Consider the following 21,366-nt stretch of genomic DNA (forward strand, 5'->3'; position numbering starts at 1 on the left):
AAAATGACTCATTGTGCCACAAAATAAGGGAGGGTTCACTCTTCCGTGAATGGGGGAACCATAGTTTGGAAGAAAGATGGCTTTTGTTAGGCTTACATGAGTTAGAGGGAATCGGAAGAAAAACAATCCAGCGTATTTGGTCGAGTGACTATCAATTGCATGAGCTACTGCATTTTAGCGAACAAAAATGGATTGAGATAGGGTTAAGCCCTGCTCAGGCACGCATTGCGGCCCAGTGTTACGATGAAGAATGGGTGCATGAACGATATCAGCGAGTCCAATCCGGTGATATTGGAACGGTAACTTATGTGGACGAGGATTATCCCCTATTAATGAAGGAAACAGTTGATCCACCCTGGGTAATGTATACAATAGGGGATAAATCACTTTTGCATACATGTTCTGTAGCCATGGTAGGAACTCGCGTTCCCACCGCTTATGGACGTAGAGCAGCGGAGATACTAACAGAGGGATTATGTAATGCAGGGATTACAATAGTTAGCGGATTGGCGAGAGGCATTGACAGTATTTGTCACGAAACAGCCCTGCGCCGGGGAGGAAACACGATTGGTGTACTGGGAACAGCGATCGATCAAATTTATCCTCCCCAAAATGCGTCTTTATTTGCAGAGCTGGCTAGCAAAGGCTTGATCGTATCAGAGTATCCTCCAGGCACAAGGTCGCATCCGGGAATGTTTCCACAACGTAATCGGATTATAGCCGGCCTAACGAAGGGAACGCTTGTCGTCGAAGCAGATGCAAGAAGCGGTTCTTTGATTACAGCTGATGCTGCGCTAGAGGCAAATCGAGATGTGTTTGCTGTTCCCGGACCCATTACGTCACCGAAGAGTAGAGGCACGCTGAGCTTGATTAAGCAAGGAGCCAAAACAGTCACTGAAGCTTCGGATATTATTGAGGAGTATGAAGCGGATTTGCGTACAAGGGAGGTTTCTTCATACAATAGAGAGCAGAGTCCTAATCTGAAGGAGGTCTCCAAATTGCCAGAAAGTGAGACTTCTGAGGAAAACCGTGTCATACTGTTGCTCGAACAGGGAACCATGACTCTGGATGAACTGCTCGATGCTACGGCATGGGATTTTGGACTTTTACACGCAGTTCTGTTATCGTTAATCATAAAAAAAAGGATCGCCCAGCTAGCGGGCACAAAATACAAGCTTATTTAGTAGTTGTTTTTGCAAAGTCCTTAGTAAATGCACAAATTTAATTTTAAACATCAGGTGGAGGGCAGTATGGCATTTATCCGCGCCGCGGATTCCTACTCCTTCCCCACTTCCTGAAATGTGTTGAATTTATAGCTCGTACTAGTGAAGCGTTGGATTTGAACTTGGAAAAGCGACAGCGTTCGCCTTTGTAATGGAATTCTAACTTTATCGAAGGTTTATAAAATCTAAGAATTCCGTTACAAACAGCAATTGTAAGATCAATTCCATCGTGTAGCTTCTCTACGAACTATAGCTCACCACATTTCAGGAAGTCTATCATACTCATGTGTGTAATTGAGAGGAGGAAGAGCCTATGGCGGATTCACTCGTCATCGTGGAATCGCCTTCCAAGGCGAAGACGATCGGCAAATACTTAGGCAGCAAATATATCGTCAAGGCTTCCATGGGTCATATCAGGGATTTACCGAAGAGTCAGATCGGCGTAGAGGTCGAAAATGATTTTAATCCCAAATACATTACCATTCGAGGTAAAGGCTCAATTCTAAAAGAATTAAAGGATGCCCGAAAAAAAGTGAAAAAAGTATATCTAGCGGCTGACCCGGATCGCGAAGGTGAGGCTATTGCCTGGCATCTAGCGCATGCGCTGGAACTGGACGATACGGCAGATTGCCGTGTGGTATTTAATGAAATTACAAAGCAGGCTGTCAAAGATGCTTTTAAAACACCCCGTAAAATCAATATGGATTTGGTCAATGCTCAACAGGCACGACGGATACTGGATCGACTTGTAGGCTACAAAATCAGCCCGTTGCTCTGGAAAAAGGTGAAAAAGGGCCTATCCGCTGGGCGTGTGCAGTCGGTTGCGGTGAAAATTATTCTGGACCGGGAAAACGAGATCAGTGAGTTTGTACCAGAAGAATACTGGACGATTACAGCTAAACTAGCTATTAAAGACAGCACCTTTGAAGCGAAATTTCATAAGCTGCGCGGTGAAAAGAAAGAACTCTCCAGCGAAGCGGATGTACAAGAAGTGTTGGAAGCTATCGGAAAATCGTCTTACAAGGTGCGCGATGTGAAAGAGAAAGAGCGTTTACGCAATCCTTCTCCTCCATTCACAACAAGTTCCTTGCAGCAGGAGGCGGCTCGGAAGCTCAACTTCCGTGCTTCTAAAACGATGTCTGTAGCTCAGCAGCTATATGAGGGTGTGGATTTAGGTAAAGAAGGGACCGTGGGTCTAATTACGTATATGCGTACGGATTCCACACGGATCGCCGCTTCAGCTCAAGAGGAAGCGAAAGAATTAATTATTCAAAAATATGGCGAAGCTTTTGTACCTGAAACTCCTCGTCAATATTCAAAAAAAGCGGCCAACGCCCAAGATGCGCATGAAGCGATTCGCCCAACCTCTGCGTTACGCGAACCGGAAACAGTTAAACCGTTTATGAGTCGGGATCAGTTCCGTTTGTACAAATTGGTATGGGAACGTTTCATGGCCAGCCAGATGGCTTCTGCTATTATGGATACTTTGTCCGTAGATATTGAAGCGGGTGAGACGATATTCCGGGCAGCAGGTTCGAAGGTTCGTTTTCCAGGTTTCATGAAAGTGTATGTAGAGGGAAATGACGACGGTAAAACCGAAGAAGATAAACTGCTGCCACCACTTCAACCAGGCGATAAATTAAAAAAAGAAGCAGTTGAGCCGAAGCAGCATTTTACACAACCGCCTCCCCGTTATACGGAAGCGCGACTTGTTAAGACGCTGGAAGAACTGGGTATAGGACGTCCAAGTACGTATGCGCCGACGCTGGAAACCATTCAGAAACGTGGGTACGTTGCTATTGAAGAGAAGAAGTTTTTCCCTACAGAGCTGGGCGAATTGGTCATCGAACAGATGGAGGAGTTCTTTCCAGAGATTTTGAATGTGGAGTTTACAGCTCATATGGAAGGTGATCTTGACCACGTCGAAGAAGGCGAAGGTAATTGGGTCAAAGTGTTGAGTGACTTTTACGAGTCATTCGAGAAGCGACTTGAAGTGGCTGAAGAAGAAATGAAAGAAATTGAAATAAAAGATGAAGTATCCGATGTTATTTGTGATAAGTGTGGCAGCCAAATGGTCTATAAGCTTGGCCGATTTGGTAAATTCCTGGCCTGTTCTGCTTTTCCAGATTGCCGTAACACAAAGCCAATTGTTAAGGATATCGGGATTGATTGTCCTACATGCGGTGAGGGACATGTTGTCGAACGACGAAGTAAAAAGGGACGTATCTTTTACGGATGTGACCGCTACCCGGAATGTGATTTTGTATCCTGGGATAAACCGTCCATTAAGCCTTGCCCAAGTTGCAGTAGCCTAATGGTTGAAAAACGTACGAAACAAGGAACGAAGCTCAACTGTACTGTCTGCGATCACAGCGAAATGCTGGAAGAGAGCGATGAGAGTGTAGAGACTTCTTAAGAACAACATTAGCAGGGGGATTTAAACGTGAGTGAACTACAAAAGGTAACGGTCATCGGAGCAGGCTTGGCGGGCAGCGAAGCTGCCTGGCAAATTGCAAGCCGTGGAGTGCCAGTCAAGTTATATGAAATGAGGCCGGTTGTAAAAACACCAGCACATCATACAGATAAATTTGCCGAACTGGTATGCAGTAATTCCTTGAGGGCAAACGGCCTAACGAATGCAGTAGGCGTACTGAAGGAAGAGATGAGAATACTGAACTCCTTGATTCTGAGCGCAGCAGATCGTCATGCTGTTCCGGCTGGCGGTGCATTGGCAGTAGATCGTGACGGATTTTCCGGTCATATTACTGATACGCTTCATCAACATCCTTTGATCGAGGTTGTTAATGAAGAGCTTCAGGAAATCCCACAGGACGGTATTGTGGTTATTGCGACGGGGCCTTTAACTTCTCCATCTTTGTCGGAACAGATTAAATCACTGATGGGAGAGGAGTATTTTTATTTTTACGATGCGGCGGCCCCGATTGTGGAAAAGGACTCTATCGACATGAGCAAGGTTTATCTGGCTTCCCGTTATGATAAGGGAGAAGCAGCGTACTTGAATTGTCCGATGAACGAAGCGGAATTTGATGCTTTTTATGAGGCTCTGATTACGGCTGAGGTAGCGCAAGTCAAGGAATTCGAAAAAGAAATTTATTTTGAAGGCTGTATGCCCATCGAAGTGATGATGCAACGTGGGAAACAAACGGCATTGTTCGGACCTATGAAACCTGTGGGTCTCGTAAATCCGCATACAGGTGAACTGCCTCACGCAGTTGTTCAGCTTCGGCAGGACAACGCTGCAGGAACGCTGTATAATCTGGTTGGTTTCCAGACTCACCTCAAATGGGGGGAGCAAAAGCGTGTATTTTCAATGATTCCGGGTCTTGAAGAGGCAGAGTTTGTACGTTATGGTGTGATGCATCGCAATACCTTTATTAATTCACCGCAGCAACTTCATCCAACCTATCAGTTCAAGGGAAGAAGTAATCTATTCTTCGCCGGACAAATGACCGGTGTAGAGGGATATGTGGAGTCGGCAGCTTCTGGTCTGCTGGCCGGGATGAATGCGGCACGAGCAGCACGTGGACAGGAAATGTTTGTATTTCCTGCAGAAACGACATTAGGCAGCATGGCGCGGTATATTACGACCGCTGATTTTAAACATTTTCAACCGATGAATGCAAACTTTGGTTTGCTTCCAAAGTTGGAAAAACGGATTCGTAACAAAAAGGAAAAGAATGAAGCTCTCGCTAGTCGCGCGTTGGAAAGTTTGCGCGGTTATATCAATGAAACGGGAGTTATATCAGCTGAAGTACAGGCATAGGGATGAAGGAAAAGGAGGAGCGCGTTATGGATATGTCCTTTCATGCTACCACCATCTGCGCTGTACGCCACAATGGCAAAGGAGCTATTGCGGGTGATGGACAGGTAACGTTCGGTAACAGTGTTGTAATGAAGCAGACGGCAAAAAAAGTACGCAGATTGTATCGTGGTCAGGTCGTTGCAGGATTTGCGGGTTCGGTGGCCGATGCTATCACGTTATTTGAAAAGTTTGAAAATAAGCTAGAGGAACACCACGGAAATCTTCAAAGAGCAGCCGTGGAACTGGCCAAGGACTGGCGTCAGGATCGTATCCTGCGTAAACTGGAAGCGCTTATGATTGTGATGGACTCTTCCGGGATGCTGCTCATTTCTGGAGGCGGCGAAATTATCGAGCCGGATGATGATGTGCTTGCCATTGGCTCAGGTGGCAATTTTGCATTGGCTGCTGCCCGCGCTTTCAAACGCCATGGCTCTGGCATGGAAGCAAAGGACATGGCACGGGAAGCGCTAGAGGTTGCTTCGGAAATATGTGTGTATACGAACAATCAGATTATCGTGGAAGAACTGTAAATCGGCTCTGAGTATTCAAGGGTGGAGGAGTGCAAAATGAATAATCAATCGTTGACGCCCAGACAAGTGGTATCCGAGCTGGATAAGTATATTGTCGGACAAAAGGAAGCAAAAAAATCTGTTGCTGTTGCCTTGCGCAACCGCTATCGGCGTAGCAAGCTGCCGGATGACATCCGGGATGAAATTGTGCCTAAAAATATTTTGATGATCGGACCGACTGGTGTGGGTAAAACTGAAATTGCACGTAGACTTGCACGGCTCGTGGGGGCTCCTTTTGTCAAGGTAGAGGCGACCAAATTTACAGAAGTAGGTTACGTCGGTCGTGATGTGGAATCCATGGTGCGTGATCTGATGGAAACCTCCATTCGCATCGTCAAGTCGGAACGAACAGAGAATGTGAAGGACAAAGCGGAGGACATGGCAAATGAACGGATTGTCAGCATCCTTGTACCTGCAGAAAAGTCAAACAAATCGCAACGTAATCCCTTTGAAATGCTGTTTGGCAATAACACGGGAACTTCGGTAGAAGAAGAACCACCACAACAGGATGGATCTTTGGCAGAAAAGCGCCGTAAGGTTAAATTCGATCTGTTGTCCGGTAAGCTTGAGGATGATGTCATAGAGATTGATGTGGAGGATACTGCACCCAATATGCTCGATATGTTTGCTGGGCAAGGGAATGAACAAATGGGTATGAATATGCAGGAGATGTTCGGAAGTTTTCTGCCCAAGCGGACGAAGAAGCGCAAGCTGCCAGTCAAGGAAGCTCGCAAGGTGTTGATTCAAGATGAAGCCGCCAAATTGATCGATATGGACGATGTGATTCAGGAGTCTGTGAAGCGTGCTGAGCAATCGGGTATTATTTTTATCGATGAAATAGATAAGATTGCCAGCCAGGGTAAGGGGAGTGGCCCCGATGTGTCGAGAGAAGGCGTCCAGCGTGATATTTTACCTATTGTCGAGGGATCTACCATCATGACCAAATACGGTCCGGTAAGAACAGATTACATTCTGTTTATTGCTGCAGGAGCTTTTCATGTTGCAAAACCATCTGACCTGATCCCTGAGCTTCAGGGCCGTTTTCCAATCCGTGTGGAATTAAGTAGCCTGACTTTGGATGAGTTTGTGTCGATACTGACGGAGCCTAAAAATGCGCTGACCAAGCAATACACTGATCTACTCCGTACCGAGGAGATTGAAGTCGAATTTTCTGCGGAAGCGATTCGTGAGATTGCCAGTATTGCTGAGTCTGTAAATCGCAACACCGAAAATATTGGCGCACGTCGTTTGCATACCATTCTAGAAAAGCTGCTGGAGGATCTGTCGTTTGAAGCACCAGAGCTTACATTGGATCGTATGATCATTACCCCGGAATATGTACGTGAGAAGTTGGGAGATATTGCCCAAAACAGGGACCTTAGTCAGTATATTTTATGAATAGGGTTTTCTAAAAATAGGGTGTGTGGTCCAGAATAACACTATCTTGCACCGTCATTTAGACCTAGATAATGGTCAAGTTGATGATTTTTCTGTCTATTCCAAAAGTAGGACGTATAATCTTTTACAGGTGTAAAGTGCTAAGAAAACATTCATTTTCTTGAAAAAAACCTGAAAAATTTAACAATTTATGCATCTAAAGCCCTCTTTTTTTAAAAAGATAGGGCTTTTTTCTTATTGTAATTAGGTCCCAACTCTACGAAACTTAGAATATATGACAGAAAGTTATTATTTTCTACTTAAGACCTAAAAGAAATGTATAATTATGAAATTTTATTGTCGAAAAAAAGTGAAAAATCTTGTTTTATTGAATCTTACTTTGGAGTAGACGCTGGGAGGGAGGAGCTAAATGAATCTGCTGGGTGATATGAGCTTTCAAAAGCTTCAGGCAGGTGTACAGGCGGCAAATACGAGACAACGTGTGATGGCTGACAATATTTCCAATGCGGATACCCCGTATTTTAAGCGTTCGGAGGTTTCATTTGAAGAACTGCTTCAGCAGCAAATGGACGGGGATGTCACACCACTACGTGGAAAAGTAACCAATTCAAGACATTTTCAAATAGGACCTGTGAACTCCATTCCAGATGCCACGGTCACCAAAGATGGGTACTCAGTCATGAATAACAATATGAACAACGTAGATATCGACAGAGAAATGAGTCTTATGGCTGAAAATCAACTAAGATATAATACCTACATCCAAGAAATTAATGAGCGCATCAAGATGATGAGAACAGCGGTAGAAGGGAGATAGGAATAGGTGAAGATTAACAACGGCTTTGATATTAGTGCGTCTGCTCTTACTGCCCAACGGTTGCGGATGGACGTTATATCTAGCAACATTGCCAACGCAGAGACAACTCGGGCGAAAGTAGAGAATGGACAAGCAGTTCCATATCGGAGAAAAACGGTTGTTTTGGAGCCGAACCAATCTGGCTTTGCCGATGTTTTGAAGGCTCAAATGGAAGGAAGTAGAACTAGCGCTGCTGGCGTTAAGGTTTCGCAAATTCAGGAAGATCAGTCACCTTTGAAGCCTGTGTACAATCCGGGTCACCCGGATGCTGATAAAGATGGCTATGTATATATGCCTAATGTAGACATTATGAAAGAAATGGTCGACATGATTTCCGCAACACGCTCATACGAAGCCAATGTAACAGCTCTGAATGCATCAAAGGCTATGGTTTCCAAAGCGCTTGAAATCGGTCGCTAAGCTCTAGGACTACTAATTACTTAATAGGGAGAGTAAAACATGATTCAGAACGCCATGTTTAATGTACAGACACCGGTAATACAGCAGATTCAATCGCCTAACAATGAGTTGGCGAAAGCGACGCCTTCCGAATCCTTGAAGGACTTTGGTTCCTTCCTAAAGGATGCTCTCAATGAAGTAGGGCAGCAGGAAGCCGCTACGCACCAGATGTCCGACCAATTCATGGCAGGCAAAGTTGATGTAGATCAGGTCATGATCACTTCCCAACAAGCGCTGCTTTCCCTGCAGCTTACTACACAGGTCCGAAACAAAGCGATCGAAGCCTATCAGGAGATCATGCGTACACAGATGTAAAGAGGGTTTAGCAAAGTTTCGGATGGGGTGACGGAGTGAACGAGAGAATCGCCCAATATCGGGATAAGATTTCCGGGTATTGGAATAATTTTAGCAAAAAACAGAAGATATTACTTGTTTCGACATTAGCATTCATCATTATCGCTGTTGTAGTGCTAACGATGCAGTTTACCAAAACCGAGTATGAAGTGGCTTTCCGAGATTTAAATGCTAACGATGCTGCCGGAGTCATTAAATATCTCGATTCTGCGGGTATACCGTATCAACTTAATGCTGGTGGGACACAAATCTCAGTCCCAACCGCTAATGCGGATAAGGCGAAGGTAGATGTTGGGTCTCAAGGCCTGATTCAGAAGGGTTCAATCGGCATGAGCGCTTTTGACCAGTCCTCCTCTGCCATTGGCATGACGGAGAACGAGTTCAATGTGAAGTACAATAATGCATTGAACGGCGAAATACAGCAACTGTTGGAACGGATGGATGGTGTCCAAAGCTCCAAAGCTGTCATTAATATGCCAAAGGAAAACATTTTTGCCGGACTTGAGGAAAAGGACAAAGCCTCCGCTTCGATTCAAATGGAATTCGAGCCTGGCTTTACTCCAAATCAGCAGGCGATCGATGGATACTTTAATCTGGTAAAAACGGCCGTACCGAATCTTCCAGTGGAAAACATTACGATCACTAATAAGGAATATGAGTTGATTCCAACGGCCAAGGGCGGCCAAGGTGGGCTCACTAGTGGTGTTCAAGAAAACATGGCTCTACAGAAGAAGTTTGAGAGCGATGTAAGGAATAATGTTCAACAATTTTTGTCGAAAATTGTTGGAGACGACAAGGTAAATGTACTTGTGATGTCCCAGCTAAATTTCGACAAAGTAACATCAAAGGAACAAATGGTCACACCTGTTGACCAAACGAAAATGAAGGGTATTGAAATTAGCGCCCAACAAATTCAGGAAAGCTATACAGGTAGTAGTGGACAAACCGGAGGAGTTGCAGGAACAGGAACACAGGATGTTCCGGGCTACCCCGGAGGAGCTAATTCCGGCAATACCAGCTCAGATAAGAGCTCAAGTACGATTAACTACGAAGTTAACCGAATTGCAAGGGATATTATCCAAAGTCCGTATACTGTAAAAGATTTAACCATTAATGTAGCAGTTGAACCACCAACAGGTCAGCAAACGTTGGATACTGCAACTCAGACAGCAATTCAAAATATTTTGGTTAATATCGTAAGAGCGTCGTTGGCGAATTCTGGTACTACAATTACAGACGCTGATTTGGCTAAGAAGGTTTCGGTGTTCTCACAAGCAGTTCCGGCGCCTGCGAGCACAAATACATTCTTCTCAGCTTCCAACCCTTGGCTATGGGGCATCGGAGCTGCTGTTCTGGCACTGCTGGCGGGTGTAATCTTCCTCATCGTACGCGGTCGTCGTAAGCAGGAAGAAGAGTTGGATGAAGAATTGCAACTTATGCCAACGCCGACGGAGTTCCCGTCTATTACCATGGAAAGTGTGACAAATGAAAGTCAAGTGCGTAAACAGCTTGAAAGTCTGGCGAAAAAGAAACCCGACGAATTCGTCAATCTGCTTCGTACATGGCTGGCTGACGAATAGAGGTGAGTTCATTGGCAAAGGCAAGCAGTCAAGGTTTAACGGGAAGACAGAAAGCAGCTATACTTCTGATCACAATGGGACCAGAGGTATCTGCTCAAATATTCAAGCATTTGCGTGATGAGGAGATCGAGCAACTTACATTGGAAATTGCCAATGTGCGGAAGGTCGATGCCATTGAGAAGGACTCCATCATGGCCGAGTTTCATCAAATTTGTTTGGCTCAGGAGTACATTTCCCAAGGCGGTATTAATTACGCTAAAGAAATATTGGAAAAAGCACTCGGATCGCAAAAAGCAGTTGAGGTCATTAACCGTCTAACAGCGACGTTACAGGTAAGACCCTTCGATTTTGCCCGCAAAGCTGATCCAAACCAGATATTGAATTTTATACAGAATGAGAATCCGCAAACGATTGCTCTCGTGCTTTCGTACTTGCAATTCGAGCAGGCGGCTGCAATTCTGTCGTCTCTGCCACAGGAAAAGCAGGCAGATGTGGCCCGGCGTGTCGCTGTCATGGACAGTACATCTCCGGAAGTTATTTCCCAGGTGGAACGAGTGTTGGAGCAAAAGCTGTCTGCAACCGCGACGCAGGATTATACGAATGCAGGTGGTATCGAGTCCATTGTTCAGATTTTGAATGGCGTAGACCGCGGAACCGAACGTACGATTCTCGACTCGCTTGAAATTCAAGATCCAGAACTGGCTGAGGAAATTAAGAAAAGAATGTTCGTGTTCGAGGATATCGTCAATGTGGACAACCGTTCCATTCAGCGCATTGTCCGCGATATCGACAATGCAGATTTGCAATTGGCGCTTAAAGTATCCAGTGAAGAAGTACGTGATGTGATTTTCCGAAATATGTCGAAACGTATGGCAGAAACCTTCAAAGAGGAAATGGAGTACATGGGACCGGTGCGGTTGCGTGATGTGGAAGAAGCACAGACACGTATCGTATCGACGATCCGCAGATTGGAAGAGGCCGGTGAGATTATAATCGCACGCGGCGGAGGAGATGACATCATTGTCTAACTTGATCAAATCTTTCCAATATGTTCCTGTAGAGGCTTTGAAAACAATTGATGTGGCACATACGTATGCGCCAGAAACGACGGACGAAGAAATCACAACTGAATATACGGAGCCGGAGCCTCAGCGAGATCATGAGGCTGAACGGCTACGGGATGAAATGCTGAAAGATGCTAAGGATTTTGCCGAACGTCAGGTTCGCGAGGCAGCTGAAGAAGCGGAACGGATGCTTCAGGAGGCGCAGCAGCAGATTGAAGCCTGGTGGCAGGAGCGACGCGAGCATGACGATCAGCTGACTCAGTCGTTAAAGGCTGATGGGTTTCAGCAAGGATATGAAGAAGGTCAGAAGCTGGCTGAGGCCGAGCTTCAGACGAAATCAGAGCAGATGATGGAAGAAGCACAGGATATTCTACGTCAGGCCTATGAGATAAAGGAACAACTAATTCAGGAAGCTGAGCCTTTTCTGGTTGAACTGAGTAGTGCTATTGCTGAGAAGGTCATTGAGAAACAGCTTAGCCTTGAGCCGGACTACACGATAGAATTAATTCGTAAAAATTTGGCTCGTAAGCGGGAAAAAGGAACCATTACATTGTGTGTGTCGCCTCAGCATTTCGCATTTGTGCAAGGTGCACGAGAAGAATTGTCATTAACTGTCGATTCGCAGGCAGAACTGCAAATTATTCCTGATGGTACCGTGAAAGATCGCGGTTGTGTTATCCGTTCTTCTTTTGGGAGCGTGGATGCGCGGATTGATACGCAATTAGCTGAGATCAAAAAGGAACTACTGCGTCTGGCACATGAGAATGAGGAGCGAAGACATGAAGGGGCTTAATACGCAGCGCTACATGGATCATTTGCGCCAGCTGGACCCGGTTCGGGTAAATGGCAAGGTTACGCAGGTTATCGGCCTGATGGTTGAATCGGAAGGTCCGGATGCCAGTATCGGGGATGTTTGTTACATTTATCCGGGTAAAACGGCAAAGCCGTTGCAAGCGGAGGTTGTAGGCTTCAGGGACAATAAAGTGCTTCTAATGCCACTTGGAGAACTGCAATCCATTGGTCCCGGTTGTGATGTAGTAGGAACAGGGAAGCCGTTGAATGTGCAGGTCGGGTCGGAACTGTTAGGCAAGGTGCTGGACGGCTTGGGTCAGCCTCTGGATGGCTCATTGATTCCCTCGCGAATGGCGAGATATTCAACCTTCAATATTCCGTCCAATCCGCTGAATCGTCCGCGTGTGCAGGAACCAATCAGTATCGGGGTGCGCGCTATTGACGGGTTGCTTACTATCGGTAAAGGACAACGGGTTGGTATTTTTGCAGGTTCGGGTGTAGGTAAAAGTACCTTGATGGGAATGATTGCCCGTAATACGGAAGCTGATGTGAATGTAATCGCCTTGATCGGGGAACGTGGACGCGAGGTGCTGGACTTTATTGAACGGGATTTAGGTCCGGAGGGACTAGAACGTTCCGTGGTCATTGTGGCAACTTCCGACCAACCTGCGTTAATCCGTATTAAGGGTGCACTTATTGCAACGACGATCGCGGAATATTTTCGGGACCGCGGGTTGAATGTCATGCTGATGATGGATTCAGTTACCCGGTATGCGATGGCCCAACGTGAAGTCGGCCTAGCCGTAGGGGAGCCACCGGCAATGAGAGGGTACACACCTTCCGTGTTTGCTAGTCTACCTAAGCTTCTAGAACGTGCAGGGACAGGCCCTACTGGCTCCATAACCGCTTTCTATACGGTACTGGTCGATGGTGATGATATGAACGAGCCCATCGCGGATGCGGTGCGCGGGATTTTGGATGGACACATTGTCTTGAATCGTGGGATTGCGAACAAAGGACATTTTCCGGCAATCGATGTGTTAGCGAGTATTAGCCGTGTTATGAAGGATATCGCACCACGAGATCAGATAGACGCTGCCGAGAACATTAAGCGCTTGATGGCCATTTACAAAGATTCGGAGGACCTGATTAATATTGGGGCCTATCAGCAGGGTTCAAATGCAGAAATTGACGAATCCATGGAGCGTATACGGGATATATGGGATTTTACAAGACAAAGAACAGATGAAAAGGCTGAGCTGGACGAGGTAAGAGAGCGTTTGATTTCTGAATTTACGAGGAGATGAAGGTTGAACGATGAGATTTCAGTATTCCTTTCAGAAAGTTGTAGACTTGAAAACCAACGAAAAGTCACAGGCCGAATGGTTGCTTTCCAGTGCTGTTGGACAATTGCAGGCTGAGGAGCAGACATTAACACAGCTTGTAGGCGAAAGGAATCGAGTCATATCAGCCATCCAAAAGGCTGCCGAGGATTGCGCACCACTCTCTACCATTCAGGAATTACAGGCTTATGTTAATCATCTGGACCAATGTATTACACGCAAGCATAGGGATGTTCAATATGCGCAGCAAAATGTGCAAAGCAAACAAACCGTTTTGACCGATAAAATGCTGGATGAACAGGTTTGGCTGAAAGCGAGAGAGAAGGCCAACGTGAAATTCCAACAGGAAGTGCTCCTGCGCGAGCAGAACGAGCTGGATGAAATGGCTTCCGTGCGATTTGCCATGAAAGCCCGGTAAGCGGAAAGTCATAGGATACGCATATCAGCTGCCTGAGGAGGAAGACGATGGCACAGAAGTTAGCAGAAAATGAACTGGATATGGATTTAGGAAAAGAATCAGGCGGGGGATTTGAACGGTTTATGTTTTTCCTGATTCCGATTGTGTTCACAATCGTTCTGGTCGGGGTCCTGCTTACATTGTTCAATATGGACTTCAGAAGCGAAATGATTTCATTAGGGAACAAAATACCAGTTGTTAAAAATTGGGTACCTGAACCGAAAGATAAGGCTACACAGACGAAAGAGGCAGATCAAAAGGCTCAGTCCGAAAGTTCTGAAGCAACCATTCAGCAGTTAAAGGCAGATCTAGCCAAGCAGACGGAGGAGCTTAAAAAGGCTACCGCTGCTAAGACGACACAAGATAAAAAGGTTACTGAACTGCAGAATCAGGTCAATACGCTCCAAACGCAACAGGAACAGCAGCTACAGGCCAGTCAGCAGGGACAGGCTGGTACGCAAACTACAGGTGGAACAACAAATGAAGATCCTTATGTAAAACAGGCCAGAGATCTTGCTAGTATGTATGAAGGAATGACAGCTAGTAAAGCGGCACCGATTATGGAGAATCTGACTACGGAAGAGACTGTGCAGCTGCTAAGCTACATGGACCCTGCCAACAGTGCGAAGATTTTGCAAAAGATGGACGCTAAAAAAGCAGCCGATATTACTATGGCTCTGAAAAACGTAACGCCATCTACGGATTTGTCAGTTGCTGCGTTGCAGTCTCGTCTGAAAAAGGATCAAGGTACCACAGCTGGCACGACGAGTAAGAGTTTGCAAAGCACTCAAATCAGTAGCACATTTGCTTCCATGGACAAGAAGAGCGGTGCCGAACTTATTTTGCAAACTTACAAAATCAGTCCAGACAAGGCATTAAACATATTAAATACAGTAGATGATTCGACACGTGGTTCTTTACTACAAAATATGTCTGCCAAGGATGCGGCTCAGACCGCAAAAATTTTAAACAAACTGATGGGCAGTAAGTAATTTAAATGAAGGGAGGTGAAAAATAAATGACCCTTATTTCTCAAAGTGTATCGCTCGGCTCCAGTCAGACAGCTAGCAGTACAACGGCCTCAACAACGACTACAGCCACAGCTGCTGGAGCAACCACGGGTGCTTTTAATCAAACACTTACGCAAATGATGACAGGCGGGCAAACGGGCTCAGCAGGCACAGATGCGAACGGTTCTCCATTAGTTATGGTACTCCCGCTTATTGCGACTGGAGAATCCACGGAAGCTCCAACGGAGTCGCTGGTCGAAACACTGGCTCCTTTGCTGCAGAATCTCGAAAAGTTGGATGACCAAGTAGCTGCCGATCCTGCTCTGCTTGCAACTCTGCAAGCTTGGATTCAGCAAGTACAACAGTTTTTGCAAGGCGACGGAACAAATCAACAGTTAAACGGTGGAGAAACGACAGAGGCGACAGGCTTAACAGCCTTGGCAGCCAACCCGGCTACTCTTCGATTTGCATTGCAGGACGCTTTGTCACAACTTGCCAATGTAGCAGAGCAGGCTTCTGGAGACCAAAAGTCCCAGGTGACACAGTTGCTACAATCGCTCCAAAGCGCAACGGCAGGTACGGGAGCAATTTCCGATGAGCAGTGGAATGGTGTAATGAAAGCTGTGGAACTTGCTGATGGTGGGGATTCACAAGCAGTTCAGCCTTCTGCAAATCGAACAAATGGTACTCAGACCGTAGCTACAGCCACTACAGACAAACAGGTTGTTGCTTCTCAGCAGCAAGCTAGTCAAGGCGAAACTAATCAACAAGGTTCAGAAGGGCAACGTTCATCAACTAATATTCTCGTTCAGTCTGCAGTTAAGACGACTGGAGCGGATGAAGCGAGTGCATTCGTAGATGCAACTGAGCAAGCGGATTCGACAGCAACTGACAATCAGACTCCAGTGATCACGACTGCGGGACAGCTTTCGGTACAAACGCAAGGAACAACACCTTCGGCTCCGGCTCAACCAGTCGTACATGTGCGGCAATTTGCCAAGGAGATGACCGAATTTGTAGTGCAGAAACTTGACATTGTAAAACACACTGGCTTGACGGAAGCGACTATCATGCTTCGTCCAGATCATTTGGGCCAGCTGGAGGTTAAGCTGACAATGCAAAATGGTCATCTGGTTGCCCAGTTCATGACTGAGCATAGCGGAGCGAAGGATTTGCTGGAACAGCAAATGTCGCAGCTGCGTTCGAGTCTCCAGAGCCAAGGTATCCAGGTGGATAAGGTAGAAGTCACGCACAATGAGTCGCTTTCCTCCCATATGTATCAGGATGGGCGCGGATCTGGAGCTAATCAGCAGCAGCAGCAATCCAATCAACGTTCCAAAGCTCGTGGTAGAGAAGAGAGCGAAGATGCTATGAAGGTAGCTGAAATGGCAGAGGAACTCCGTAACTGGACAGCAGAACAACGCGCAGATGATATAAATCGGACAGGCTCCTTTACAGCACAAGCGTAATGATGGAGGTGAGAACACAATGACGACGACAGACAACAATGTATCCACCAGCAACGTCTGGCCGAATTACAATGTGAACAATGTCAAAACGGCGAGTGCTAAGGATACTAAGACTATGGGTAAAGATCAATTTCTGAAAATTTTGATCACCCAGCTACAAAATCAGGATCCGATGCAGCCTTTGGAGGATAAAGAATTTATCGCTCAAATGGCCCAGTTTTCCTCAGTGGAACAACTGATGAACATTTCTACGCAGTTGAATGCATTGGGACAGTCTTTAGGTACGGCTTCCGGTTTGATAGGAAAAGAAGTCAGCTGGATTGAGGCAGGTAAAAAAGACTCCATCACAGGTGAAACAGGTGCGGGTACCGTTAAAAGTGGAATCGTGGATTCCATCGTTATTCGCGACGGTGTGCAGTATGCCAAAATGGGAGCGGCTGAGGTGGCATTAAAAGATGTAACATCAGTGAGTCAGGCTAATACAACGACTCCCGCTATAAATACATCGGATACTTCATCTTCTTCTTCTACTGGAAGCGGTGAGAACTCATGAATGATAGAATGACGGTCGGACGCCTTTTTCCCGCCAACATGCCCCCGGCAGCAATCTCACAAAACCGAGTAAATTCGGTATCCAAGGATGCCAGACCGTTCGGTCAGGTGTTGCAGGAACAGGTGCTCAAGCTGAGCAACCATGCAGCCAAGCGTCTGGAGCAGCGGGGAATAGAGTTGAGAAGTGACCAAATGGCGAAAATCAACTCTGCTGTGGATAAAGCAGCTGCCAAAGGCGCCAAAGAATCATTGATTTTAATGCAAGATATGGCTTTGATTGTAAGTGTACCTAATCGAACAGTTGTTACCGCGATGGATAAGAAGTCCATGGAGGATAACGTATTTACGCAGATAGATAGTGCTGTAATTATTTCATAAAAATGTATACAAAGTGGCTGGCCCGAATAGGAAAGCCATGAAAAAGCCGCGGATCGACTGATGCGGTCAACTAAGCAACCAATCAGAGGAGGATTTATACTCAATGTTGAGATCAATGTATTCAGGTGTATCGGGCATGAAGGGCTTTCAAACAAAGCTGGACGTTATAGGTAACAACATTGCAAACGTAAATACTACAGGCTTCAAGTCCAGCCGAGTGATGTTCAAGGATATCTTGAGCCAAACGAGTTCAGGCGCAAGTGCGTCTGGAGAAGAAACGGCAGGAAGTAACGCAAAGCAAATTGGATTGGGTTCGACTGTGGCTTCCATTGACACGCTTCATTTACCAGGAAGTGCCATGACGACGAATAATCCAACAGATTTACGCCTTAATGGTGATGGTTTCTTTTTGGTTAAAATGAATGCGGATCAAGAAGCTCCATACTTGACTAGAGCAGGAGATTTTCACATTGACGGAAATAGGCATTTGGTAACTTCGGACGGTTTTTTTGTTGCTGATTCAGGTGGTGGAGTTCCCATTACGTTAGCAGACGATGTTACTGCTTTCTCAATCTCTCAGGATGGAACCATTGTACAAACTTTGGCATCTGGTGGAACAGATAATGCTACCAAAATTGGAGTAACTAAAGTAATCAATCCAGAAGGATTAGAAAAAATCGGGGGTAGTCTGTATCGTGCTACAGTTAACTCTGGAAACGAGGGTGAAATCACTGCTATGGAAGCAAACAGCACTGATGATGGCACCGGTGCTATTATCTCAGGTCAGCTGGAAATGTCTAACGTTGATCTGACAGGCGAATTTACCGAAATGATCGTAGCTCAGCGCGGATTCCAAGCGAACTCGCGTATCATTACGACCTCGGATGAAGTGCTTCAGGAAGTTGTAAACTTGAAACGATAATCTCATTTAAACGCGGAGGAGTAGAGGCTCCTCCGCACCTATCAGGAGGTTGGTATTACGATGATCCCGTTAACGCGGCTGAACGGCTCGCCTATGTGGCTTAATGCGCTGCTCATTGAGACTGTGGAGGAAACACCGGATACATACGTCACTTTGGTGACGGGGAAACGGTTGATTGTATTGGAAAAAGCGGCAGATGTCGTCTCCTTGATCAAGGGTTACAGCCGTGAAATCGGCATGCATGCCGCCACGATAAAAGTGCAACAAATGGAGGAAGACGAATGAAGAAGATGCTGCCATGGCTCATTACAATTTTACTCGCGATTACTTTGATTGCAGGCGCGGCCTTTGTACTTATACCAGCGCTTAGCGGGAAGAAGTCGGAAGTCATACCGAATGCGCAAGCTGCTCAGGCAGAACAACTTCCAAGATTGTCAGCAGATGAATTGGTGGAAGTGAGCTCTGAAATTACCGGTATCAAAACAAATCTGGCAGACGCAGATTACATTGTTCAGATGAACCTATCTTTTCAATTGAACGATGCCAAAGCAAAAGAATCTTTTGAAAAAATCAAAGACATCAGTATTAAGCCCATCGTTATTCAATTACTTGCAGACACCAAACCTGATGAGCTCAGAACGGCTAAAGGCCGGGACCAGTTCAGTGACAAGCTGACGGATCTCATCAACAAGTCGCTCCCTGAAGGTCACCTGGGGAACGCCAAAATTACAGACTTTTTGCTGGCAGCCATTTGATTCCAGGTGAACTTGTCAGGAACACGTAAGGGGGTGAATAACATTGGTGGATGTACTGTCACAAGGGGAAATTGATGCCCTTTTAGCAGCTCTTTCGTCCGGTGAAATGGATGCGGAAGAACTTAAAAAGGAAGATACCCAAAAGAAAGTTCGCGCTTATGATTTCAAAAGAGCGCTTAGGTTTTCCAAGGATCATATACGGAGTCTGACGCGGATACACGAGAACTTTGCACGGTATCTGACCACATATTTTTCAGCGCAGCTTCGTACTTTTGTCCAAATTAATGTCGTTCAGGTGGAGCAACTTCCTTATGATGAATTCATTCGCTCCATTCCGAAAATGACCATTCTAAACATTTTTGAAGCTGAACCGCTGGAAGGCCGTATGGTGCTTGAGGTTCACCCGAACGTTGCTTATGCCATGTTGGACAGGCTTCTCGGAGGAACAGGTTCGGCACCGTCAAAGGTTACTGCGTTGACCGAAATCGAGACGACGATTATGGAGCGAATTTTCAGTCGTACCTTTGATAGCCTGCAAGAGGCTTGGAAAACGGTACTGGACATTGAACCGCGCCTAGAGGCGATGGAAACAAATCCGCAGTTCATGCAGATTGTCTCGCCGAATGAAACGATTGCTCTGATTTCGCTTAGTACCAAAATTGGTGATACCACAGGGATGATTAACCTCTGTATCCCGCATGTGGTATTGGAACCTATTATGGCTAGACTGTCCACGCACCAGTGGTTTACATCCGAAAAGAAATCAAGGGCGCCCGAAGAGATTGACGCCTTGAGATTACGGGTCACCAAAGCAGAGCTCCCTATTATTGCGGAGTTGGGTGAATCCCGGATAAATGTAGCCGAGTTTCTGGGTCTTTCGGTCGGGGATGTCATTTCATTGAACAAACCTGTCAAAGAAGGACTATCCATCCGGGTAGGCGAGAAATTGAAGTTTATGGGAAGTCCCGGCATGGTAAGAGATCGTGTTGCCGTACAAATTGATGAAATTGTCAACGAAGGAGTTGAAGAAATTGACGAGTAAAGACTATTTGTCCCAGGAGGAAATCGATGCCTTGCTGAAACAGTCTGAAGCGGGGACGGATTCTACTCCCGCAGGCAAGACCGTTGACGATTTTCTGACTCCTCTGGAGCAGGATGCTCTCGGGGAAATCGGTAATATAACGTTCGGCAGCGCAGCTACGGCTCTTTCCACACTGCTCGGTCAAAAGGTGGATATTACGACACCTAAAGTTTCAATTATTACCCGTTCTGAATTTGAAACTGCATTTCCAAAGCCACACGTAGCTGTACATGTAAATTATGTCGATGGATTCGAGGGTATTAACTCACTCGTAATCAAAAAGCGTGATGCACAAGTGATAGCGGACTTAATGCTTGGTGGTGAAGGAAACCCAGCAGATGAAGAATTGAATGAAATCCACATTAGTGCTGTGCAGGAAGCGATGAACCAGATGATGGGATCGTCGGCGACCTCAATGTCTACTATGTTTAATCGTTTTGTTAATATCTCTCCACCGGGGATTGATATTTTGGATCCTATGCACGGTGATGGAGTATCCAGTCTGCCGGATGAAGAGACGCTCATCACAGTCTCCTTCCGGTTATTGATCGGGGATCTTATTGACTCTACGCTGATGCAACTGTTACCTGTTAATTTCGCCAAAAAAATGGTGAGCATCCTAATGAATGGCGGAGAGGATGAAGAACAACCGCAAGCGTCTGCACAGCAGGTAGCTGCAACAGCTGCTCCCGAAGTGCCGCAACAAGCTAGCGTTCCGCAGCAACCGCCTGCACCAGCCTATCAACAGCCACCTGCAGCCGCGCAGGCGCCGCAAGACGCAGGCTATGGACAACAACCGCCAATGTATCCTCAAGACCCGGGATATGGGCAGCAGGGCGCTCCAGGCTATGGAACACCGGGTTATGGAATGCCAGCTGGTGTACCGCCGCAAGCTCCTTACGGAACGCCTCATCACTACGGCGCAGTACCGGGACGTAATGTAAATGTACAACCTGTACAATTTTCTAACTTGCAGTCCGGTGCATTTGCGCAAGTGGATGAAAACAATTTAAATTTATTGATGGACATTCCCCTTAGAGTCACCGTAGAATTAGGAAGGACCCAAAAGCAAATTAAAGATATTCTGGAGCTCTCACAAGGTTCAATTATTGAACTAGACAAGCTTGCTGGGGAGCCGGTGGACATTTTGGTAAACAACAAACTGATTGCCAAGGGCGAGGTTGTCGTAATCGACGAGAACTTTGGTGTGCGCGTAACAGATATTGTAAGTCAATGGGACCGTATTCAAAAATTACAATAAAAGCATAATTTAGGGAGGAT

General features: G+C 46.1%; 22 protein-coding genes. All 22 read left to right on the plus strand.

Annotated features, from left to right (window positions below):
- Window positions 1–65 precede the first annotated feature (65 nt).
- The 22 genes from dprA (at window position 66) to fliY (ending at window position 21,346) form a co-directional block, all read left to right on the plus strand.
- Window positions 66–1,184: a DNA-processing protein DprA gene (dprA, locus tag MLD56_RS09845; RefSeq protein ID WP_029516984.1), complete on the plus strand. Its 1,119-nt coding sequence runs from the start codon at window positions 66–68 to the stop codon at window positions 1,182–1,184.
- 352 nt (window positions 1,185–1,536) lie between these two features.
- A complete protein-coding gene (gene topA / locus MLD56_RS09850) occupies window positions 1,537–3,639 on the plus strand; it encodes a type I DNA topoisomerase (RefSeq protein WP_029516985.1) in 2,103 nt (700 codons plus the stop codon).
- A 27-nt stretch (window positions 3,640–3,666) separates the two neighbouring features.
- A complete protein-coding gene (gene trmFO, locus MLD56_RS09855) occupies window positions 3,667–5,007 on the plus strand; it encodes an FADH(2)-oxidizing methylenetetrahydrofolate--tRNA-(uracil(54)-C(5))-methyltransferase TrmFO (protein WP_029516986.1) in 1,341 nt (446 codons plus the stop codon).
- 26 nt (window positions 5,008–5,033) lie between these two features.
- Window positions 5,034–5,576: an ATP-dependent protease subunit HslV gene (gene hslV, locus MLD56_RS09860; protein ID WP_013309881.1), complete on the plus strand. Its 543-nt coding sequence runs from the start codon at window positions 5,034–5,036 to the stop codon at window positions 5,574–5,576.
- A gap of 36 nt (window positions 5,577–5,612) precedes the next feature.
- Window positions 5,613–7,013 (plus strand): ATP-dependent protease ATPase subunit HslU, encoded by a 1,401-nt coding sequence (gene hslU / locus MLD56_RS09865; protein ID WP_029516987.1) that lies wholly within the window; start codon window positions 5,613–5,615, stop codon window positions 7,011–7,013.
- A 409-nt stretch (window positions 7,014–7,422) separates the two neighbouring features.
- Window positions 7,423–7,830 carry a flagellar basal body rod protein FlgB gene (gene flgB / locus MLD56_RS09870; RefSeq protein WP_013309883.1) on the plus strand — a complete coding sequence of 136 codons (408 nt, stop codon included), beginning with the start codon at window positions 7,423–7,425 and terminating at the stop codon, window positions 7,828–7,830.
- Window positions 7,831–7,836: 6 nt separating this feature from the next.
- Window positions 7,837–8,289: a flagellar basal body rod protein FlgC gene (gene flgC, locus MLD56_RS09875; RefSeq protein ID WP_029516988.1), complete on the plus strand. Its 453-nt coding sequence runs from the start codon at window positions 7,837–7,839 to the stop codon at window positions 8,287–8,289.
- Between the two features lie 39 nt (window positions 8,290–8,328).
- Window positions 8,329–8,643: a flagellar hook-basal body complex protein FliE gene (fliE, locus tag MLD56_RS09880; protein WP_029516989.1), complete on the plus strand. Its 315-nt coding sequence runs from the start codon at window positions 8,329–8,331 to the stop codon at window positions 8,641–8,643.
- A 35-nt stretch (window positions 8,644–8,678) separates the two neighbouring features.
- On the plus strand, window positions 8,679–10,262 hold the full coding sequence (gene fliF, locus MLD56_RS09885) for a flagellar basal-body MS-ring/collar protein FliF (protein WP_013309886.1): 1,584 nt from the start codon (window positions 8,679–8,681) through the stop codon (window positions 10,260–10,262).
- 11 nt (window positions 10,263–10,273) lie between these two features.
- Window positions 10,274–11,290: a flagellar motor switch protein FliG gene (gene fliG / locus MLD56_RS09890; RefSeq protein WP_013309887.1), complete on the plus strand. Its 1,017-nt coding sequence runs from the start codon at window positions 10,274–10,276 to the stop codon at window positions 11,288–11,290.
- The gene (locus tag MLD56_RS09895; RefSeq protein ID WP_029516990.1) at window positions 11,283–12,119 is read left to right on the plus strand and encodes a FliH/SctL family protein; all 837 of its coding nucleotides are present in this window, start codon (window positions 11,283–11,285) and stop codon (window positions 12,117–12,119) included. Before fliG ends, MLD56_RS09895 begins: the two co-directional genes overlap by 8 nt.
- Entirely contained in the window at window positions 12,106–13,425 is a 1,320-nt protein-coding gene (gene fliI, locus MLD56_RS09900; RefSeq protein ID WP_029516991.1) for a flagellar protein export ATPase FliI, read from the plus strand. The genes MLD56_RS09895 and fliI overlap by 14 nt, the downstream gene beginning before the upstream one ends.
- A 10-nt stretch (window positions 13,426–13,435) precedes the next feature.
- On the plus strand, window positions 13,436–13,879 hold the full coding sequence (fliJ, locus tag MLD56_RS09905; RefSeq protein WP_029516992.1) for a flagellar export protein FliJ: 444 nt from the start codon (window positions 13,436–13,438) through the stop codon (window positions 13,877–13,879).
- Between the two features lie 47 nt (window positions 13,880–13,926).
- The gene (locus tag MLD56_RS09910; RefSeq protein WP_029516993.1) at window positions 13,927–14,910 is read left to right on the plus strand and encodes a magnesium transporter MgtE N-terminal domain-containing protein; all 984 of its coding nucleotides are present in this window, start codon (window positions 13,927–13,929) and stop codon (window positions 14,908–14,910) included.
- 26 nt (window positions 14,911–14,936) lie between these two features.
- Window positions 14,937–16,397: a flagellar hook-length control protein FliK gene (locus tag MLD56_RS09915; protein ID WP_029516994.1), complete on the plus strand. Its 1,461-nt coding sequence runs from the start codon at window positions 14,937–14,939 to the stop codon at window positions 16,395–16,397.
- A 19-nt stretch (window positions 16,398–16,416) separates the two neighbouring features.
- Window positions 16,417–16,950, plus strand: a complete 534-nt coding sequence (locus MLD56_RS09920; protein ID WP_029516995.1) for a flagellar hook capping FlgD N-terminal domain-containing protein — start codon at window positions 16,417–16,419, stop codon at window positions 16,948–16,950.
- Window positions 16,947–17,327, plus strand: a complete 381-nt coding sequence (locus MLD56_RS09925; RefSeq protein WP_029516996.1) for a TIGR02530 family flagellar biosynthesis protein — start codon at window positions 16,947–16,949, stop codon at window positions 17,325–17,327. Before MLD56_RS09920 ends, MLD56_RS09925 begins: the two co-directional genes overlap by 4 nt.
- A 103-nt stretch (window positions 17,328–17,430) precedes the next feature.
- On the plus strand, window positions 17,431–18,249 hold the full coding sequence (locus MLD56_RS09930; protein WP_029516997.1) for a flagellar hook-basal body complex protein: 819 nt from the start codon (window positions 17,431–17,433) through the stop codon (window positions 18,247–18,249).
- Between the two features lie 60 nt (window positions 18,250–18,309).
- Window positions 18,310–18,534, plus strand: coding sequence for a flagellar FlbD family protein (locus MLD56_RS09935; protein WP_013309896.1), 225 nt, complete (start codon window positions 18,310–18,312; stop codon window positions 18,532–18,534).
- Entirely contained in the window at window positions 18,531–19,004 is a 474-nt protein-coding gene (locus MLD56_RS09940) for a flagellar basal body-associated FliL family protein (RefSeq protein ID WP_023988194.1), read from the plus strand. The genes MLD56_RS09935 and MLD56_RS09940 overlap by 4 nt, the downstream gene beginning before the upstream one ends.
- Before the next feature lie 43 nt (window positions 19,005–19,047).
- Entirely contained in the window at window positions 19,048–20,046 is a 999-nt protein-coding gene (gene fliM, locus MLD56_RS09945) for a flagellar motor switch protein FliM (RefSeq protein WP_029516998.1), read from the plus strand.
- The gene (gene fliY / locus MLD56_RS09950; protein ID WP_029516999.1) at window positions 20,036–21,346 is read left to right on the plus strand and encodes a flagellar motor switch phosphatase FliY; all 1,311 of its coding nucleotides are present in this window, start codon (window positions 20,036–20,038) and stop codon (window positions 21,344–21,346) included. The genes fliM and fliY overlap by 11 nt, the downstream gene beginning before the upstream one ends.
- The last annotated feature ends 20 nt before the right edge of the window (window positions 21,347–21,366 follow it).

The sequence above is a fragment of the Paenibacillus peoriae genome (assembly GCF_022531965.1).
In the GTDB taxonomy this organism is placed as follows: domain Bacteria; phylum Bacillota; class Bacilli; order Paenibacillales; family Paenibacillaceae; genus Paenibacillus; species Paenibacillus polymyxa_D.

Coding starts and splice junctions, on each gene's coding strand:
- hslV (WP_013309881.1), top strand. CDS start 5,034: ATGGATATGTCCTTTCATGCTACCACCATCTGCGCTGTACGCCACAAT.
- MLD56_RS09910 (WP_029516993.1), top strand. CDS start 13,927: ATGGCACAGAAGTTAGCAGAAAATGAACTGGATATGGATTTAGGAAAA.
- fliE (WP_029516989.1), top strand. CDS start 8,329: ATGATTCAGAACGCCATGTTTAATGTACAGACACCGGTAATACAGCAG.
- hslU (WP_029516987.1), top strand. CDS start 5,613: ATGAATAATCAATCGTTGACGCCCAGACAAGTGGTATCCGAGCTGGAT.
- MLD56_RS09930 (WP_029516997.1), top strand. CDS start 17,431: ATGTTGAGATCAATGTATTCAGGTGTATCGGGCATGAAGGGCTTTCAA.
- MLD56_RS09915 (WP_029516994.1), top strand. CDS start 14,937: ATGACCCTTATTTCTCAAAGTGTATCGCTCGGCTCCAGTCAGACAGCT.
- MLD56_RS09940 (WP_023988194.1), top strand. CDS start 18,531: ATGAAGAAGATGCTGCCATGGCTCATTACAATTTTACTCGCGATTACT.
- topA (WP_029516985.1), top strand. CDS start 1,537: ATGGCGGATTCACTCGTCATCGTGGAATCGCCTTCCAAGGCGAAGACG.
- fliI (WP_029516991.1), top strand. CDS start 12,106: ATGAAGGGGCTTAATACGCAGCGCTACATGGATCATTTGCGCCAGCTG.
- MLD56_RS09935 (WP_013309896.1), top strand. CDS start 18,310: ATGATCCCGTTAACGCGGCTGAACGGCTCGCCTATGTGGCTTAATGCG.
- MLD56_RS09925 (WP_029516996.1), top strand. CDS start 16,947: ATGAATGATAGAATGACGGTCGGACGCCTTTTTCCCGCCAACATGCCC.
- MLD56_RS09920 (WP_029516995.1), top strand. CDS start 16,417: ATGACGACGACAGACAACAATGTATCCACCAGCAACGTCTGGCCGAAT.
- fliJ (WP_029516992.1), top strand. CDS start 13,436: ATGAGATTTCAGTATTCCTTTCAGAAAGTTGTAGACTTGAAAACCAAC.
- flgB (WP_013309883.1), top strand. CDS start 7,423: ATGAATCTGCTGGGTGATATGAGCTTTCAAAAGCTTCAGGCAGGTGTA.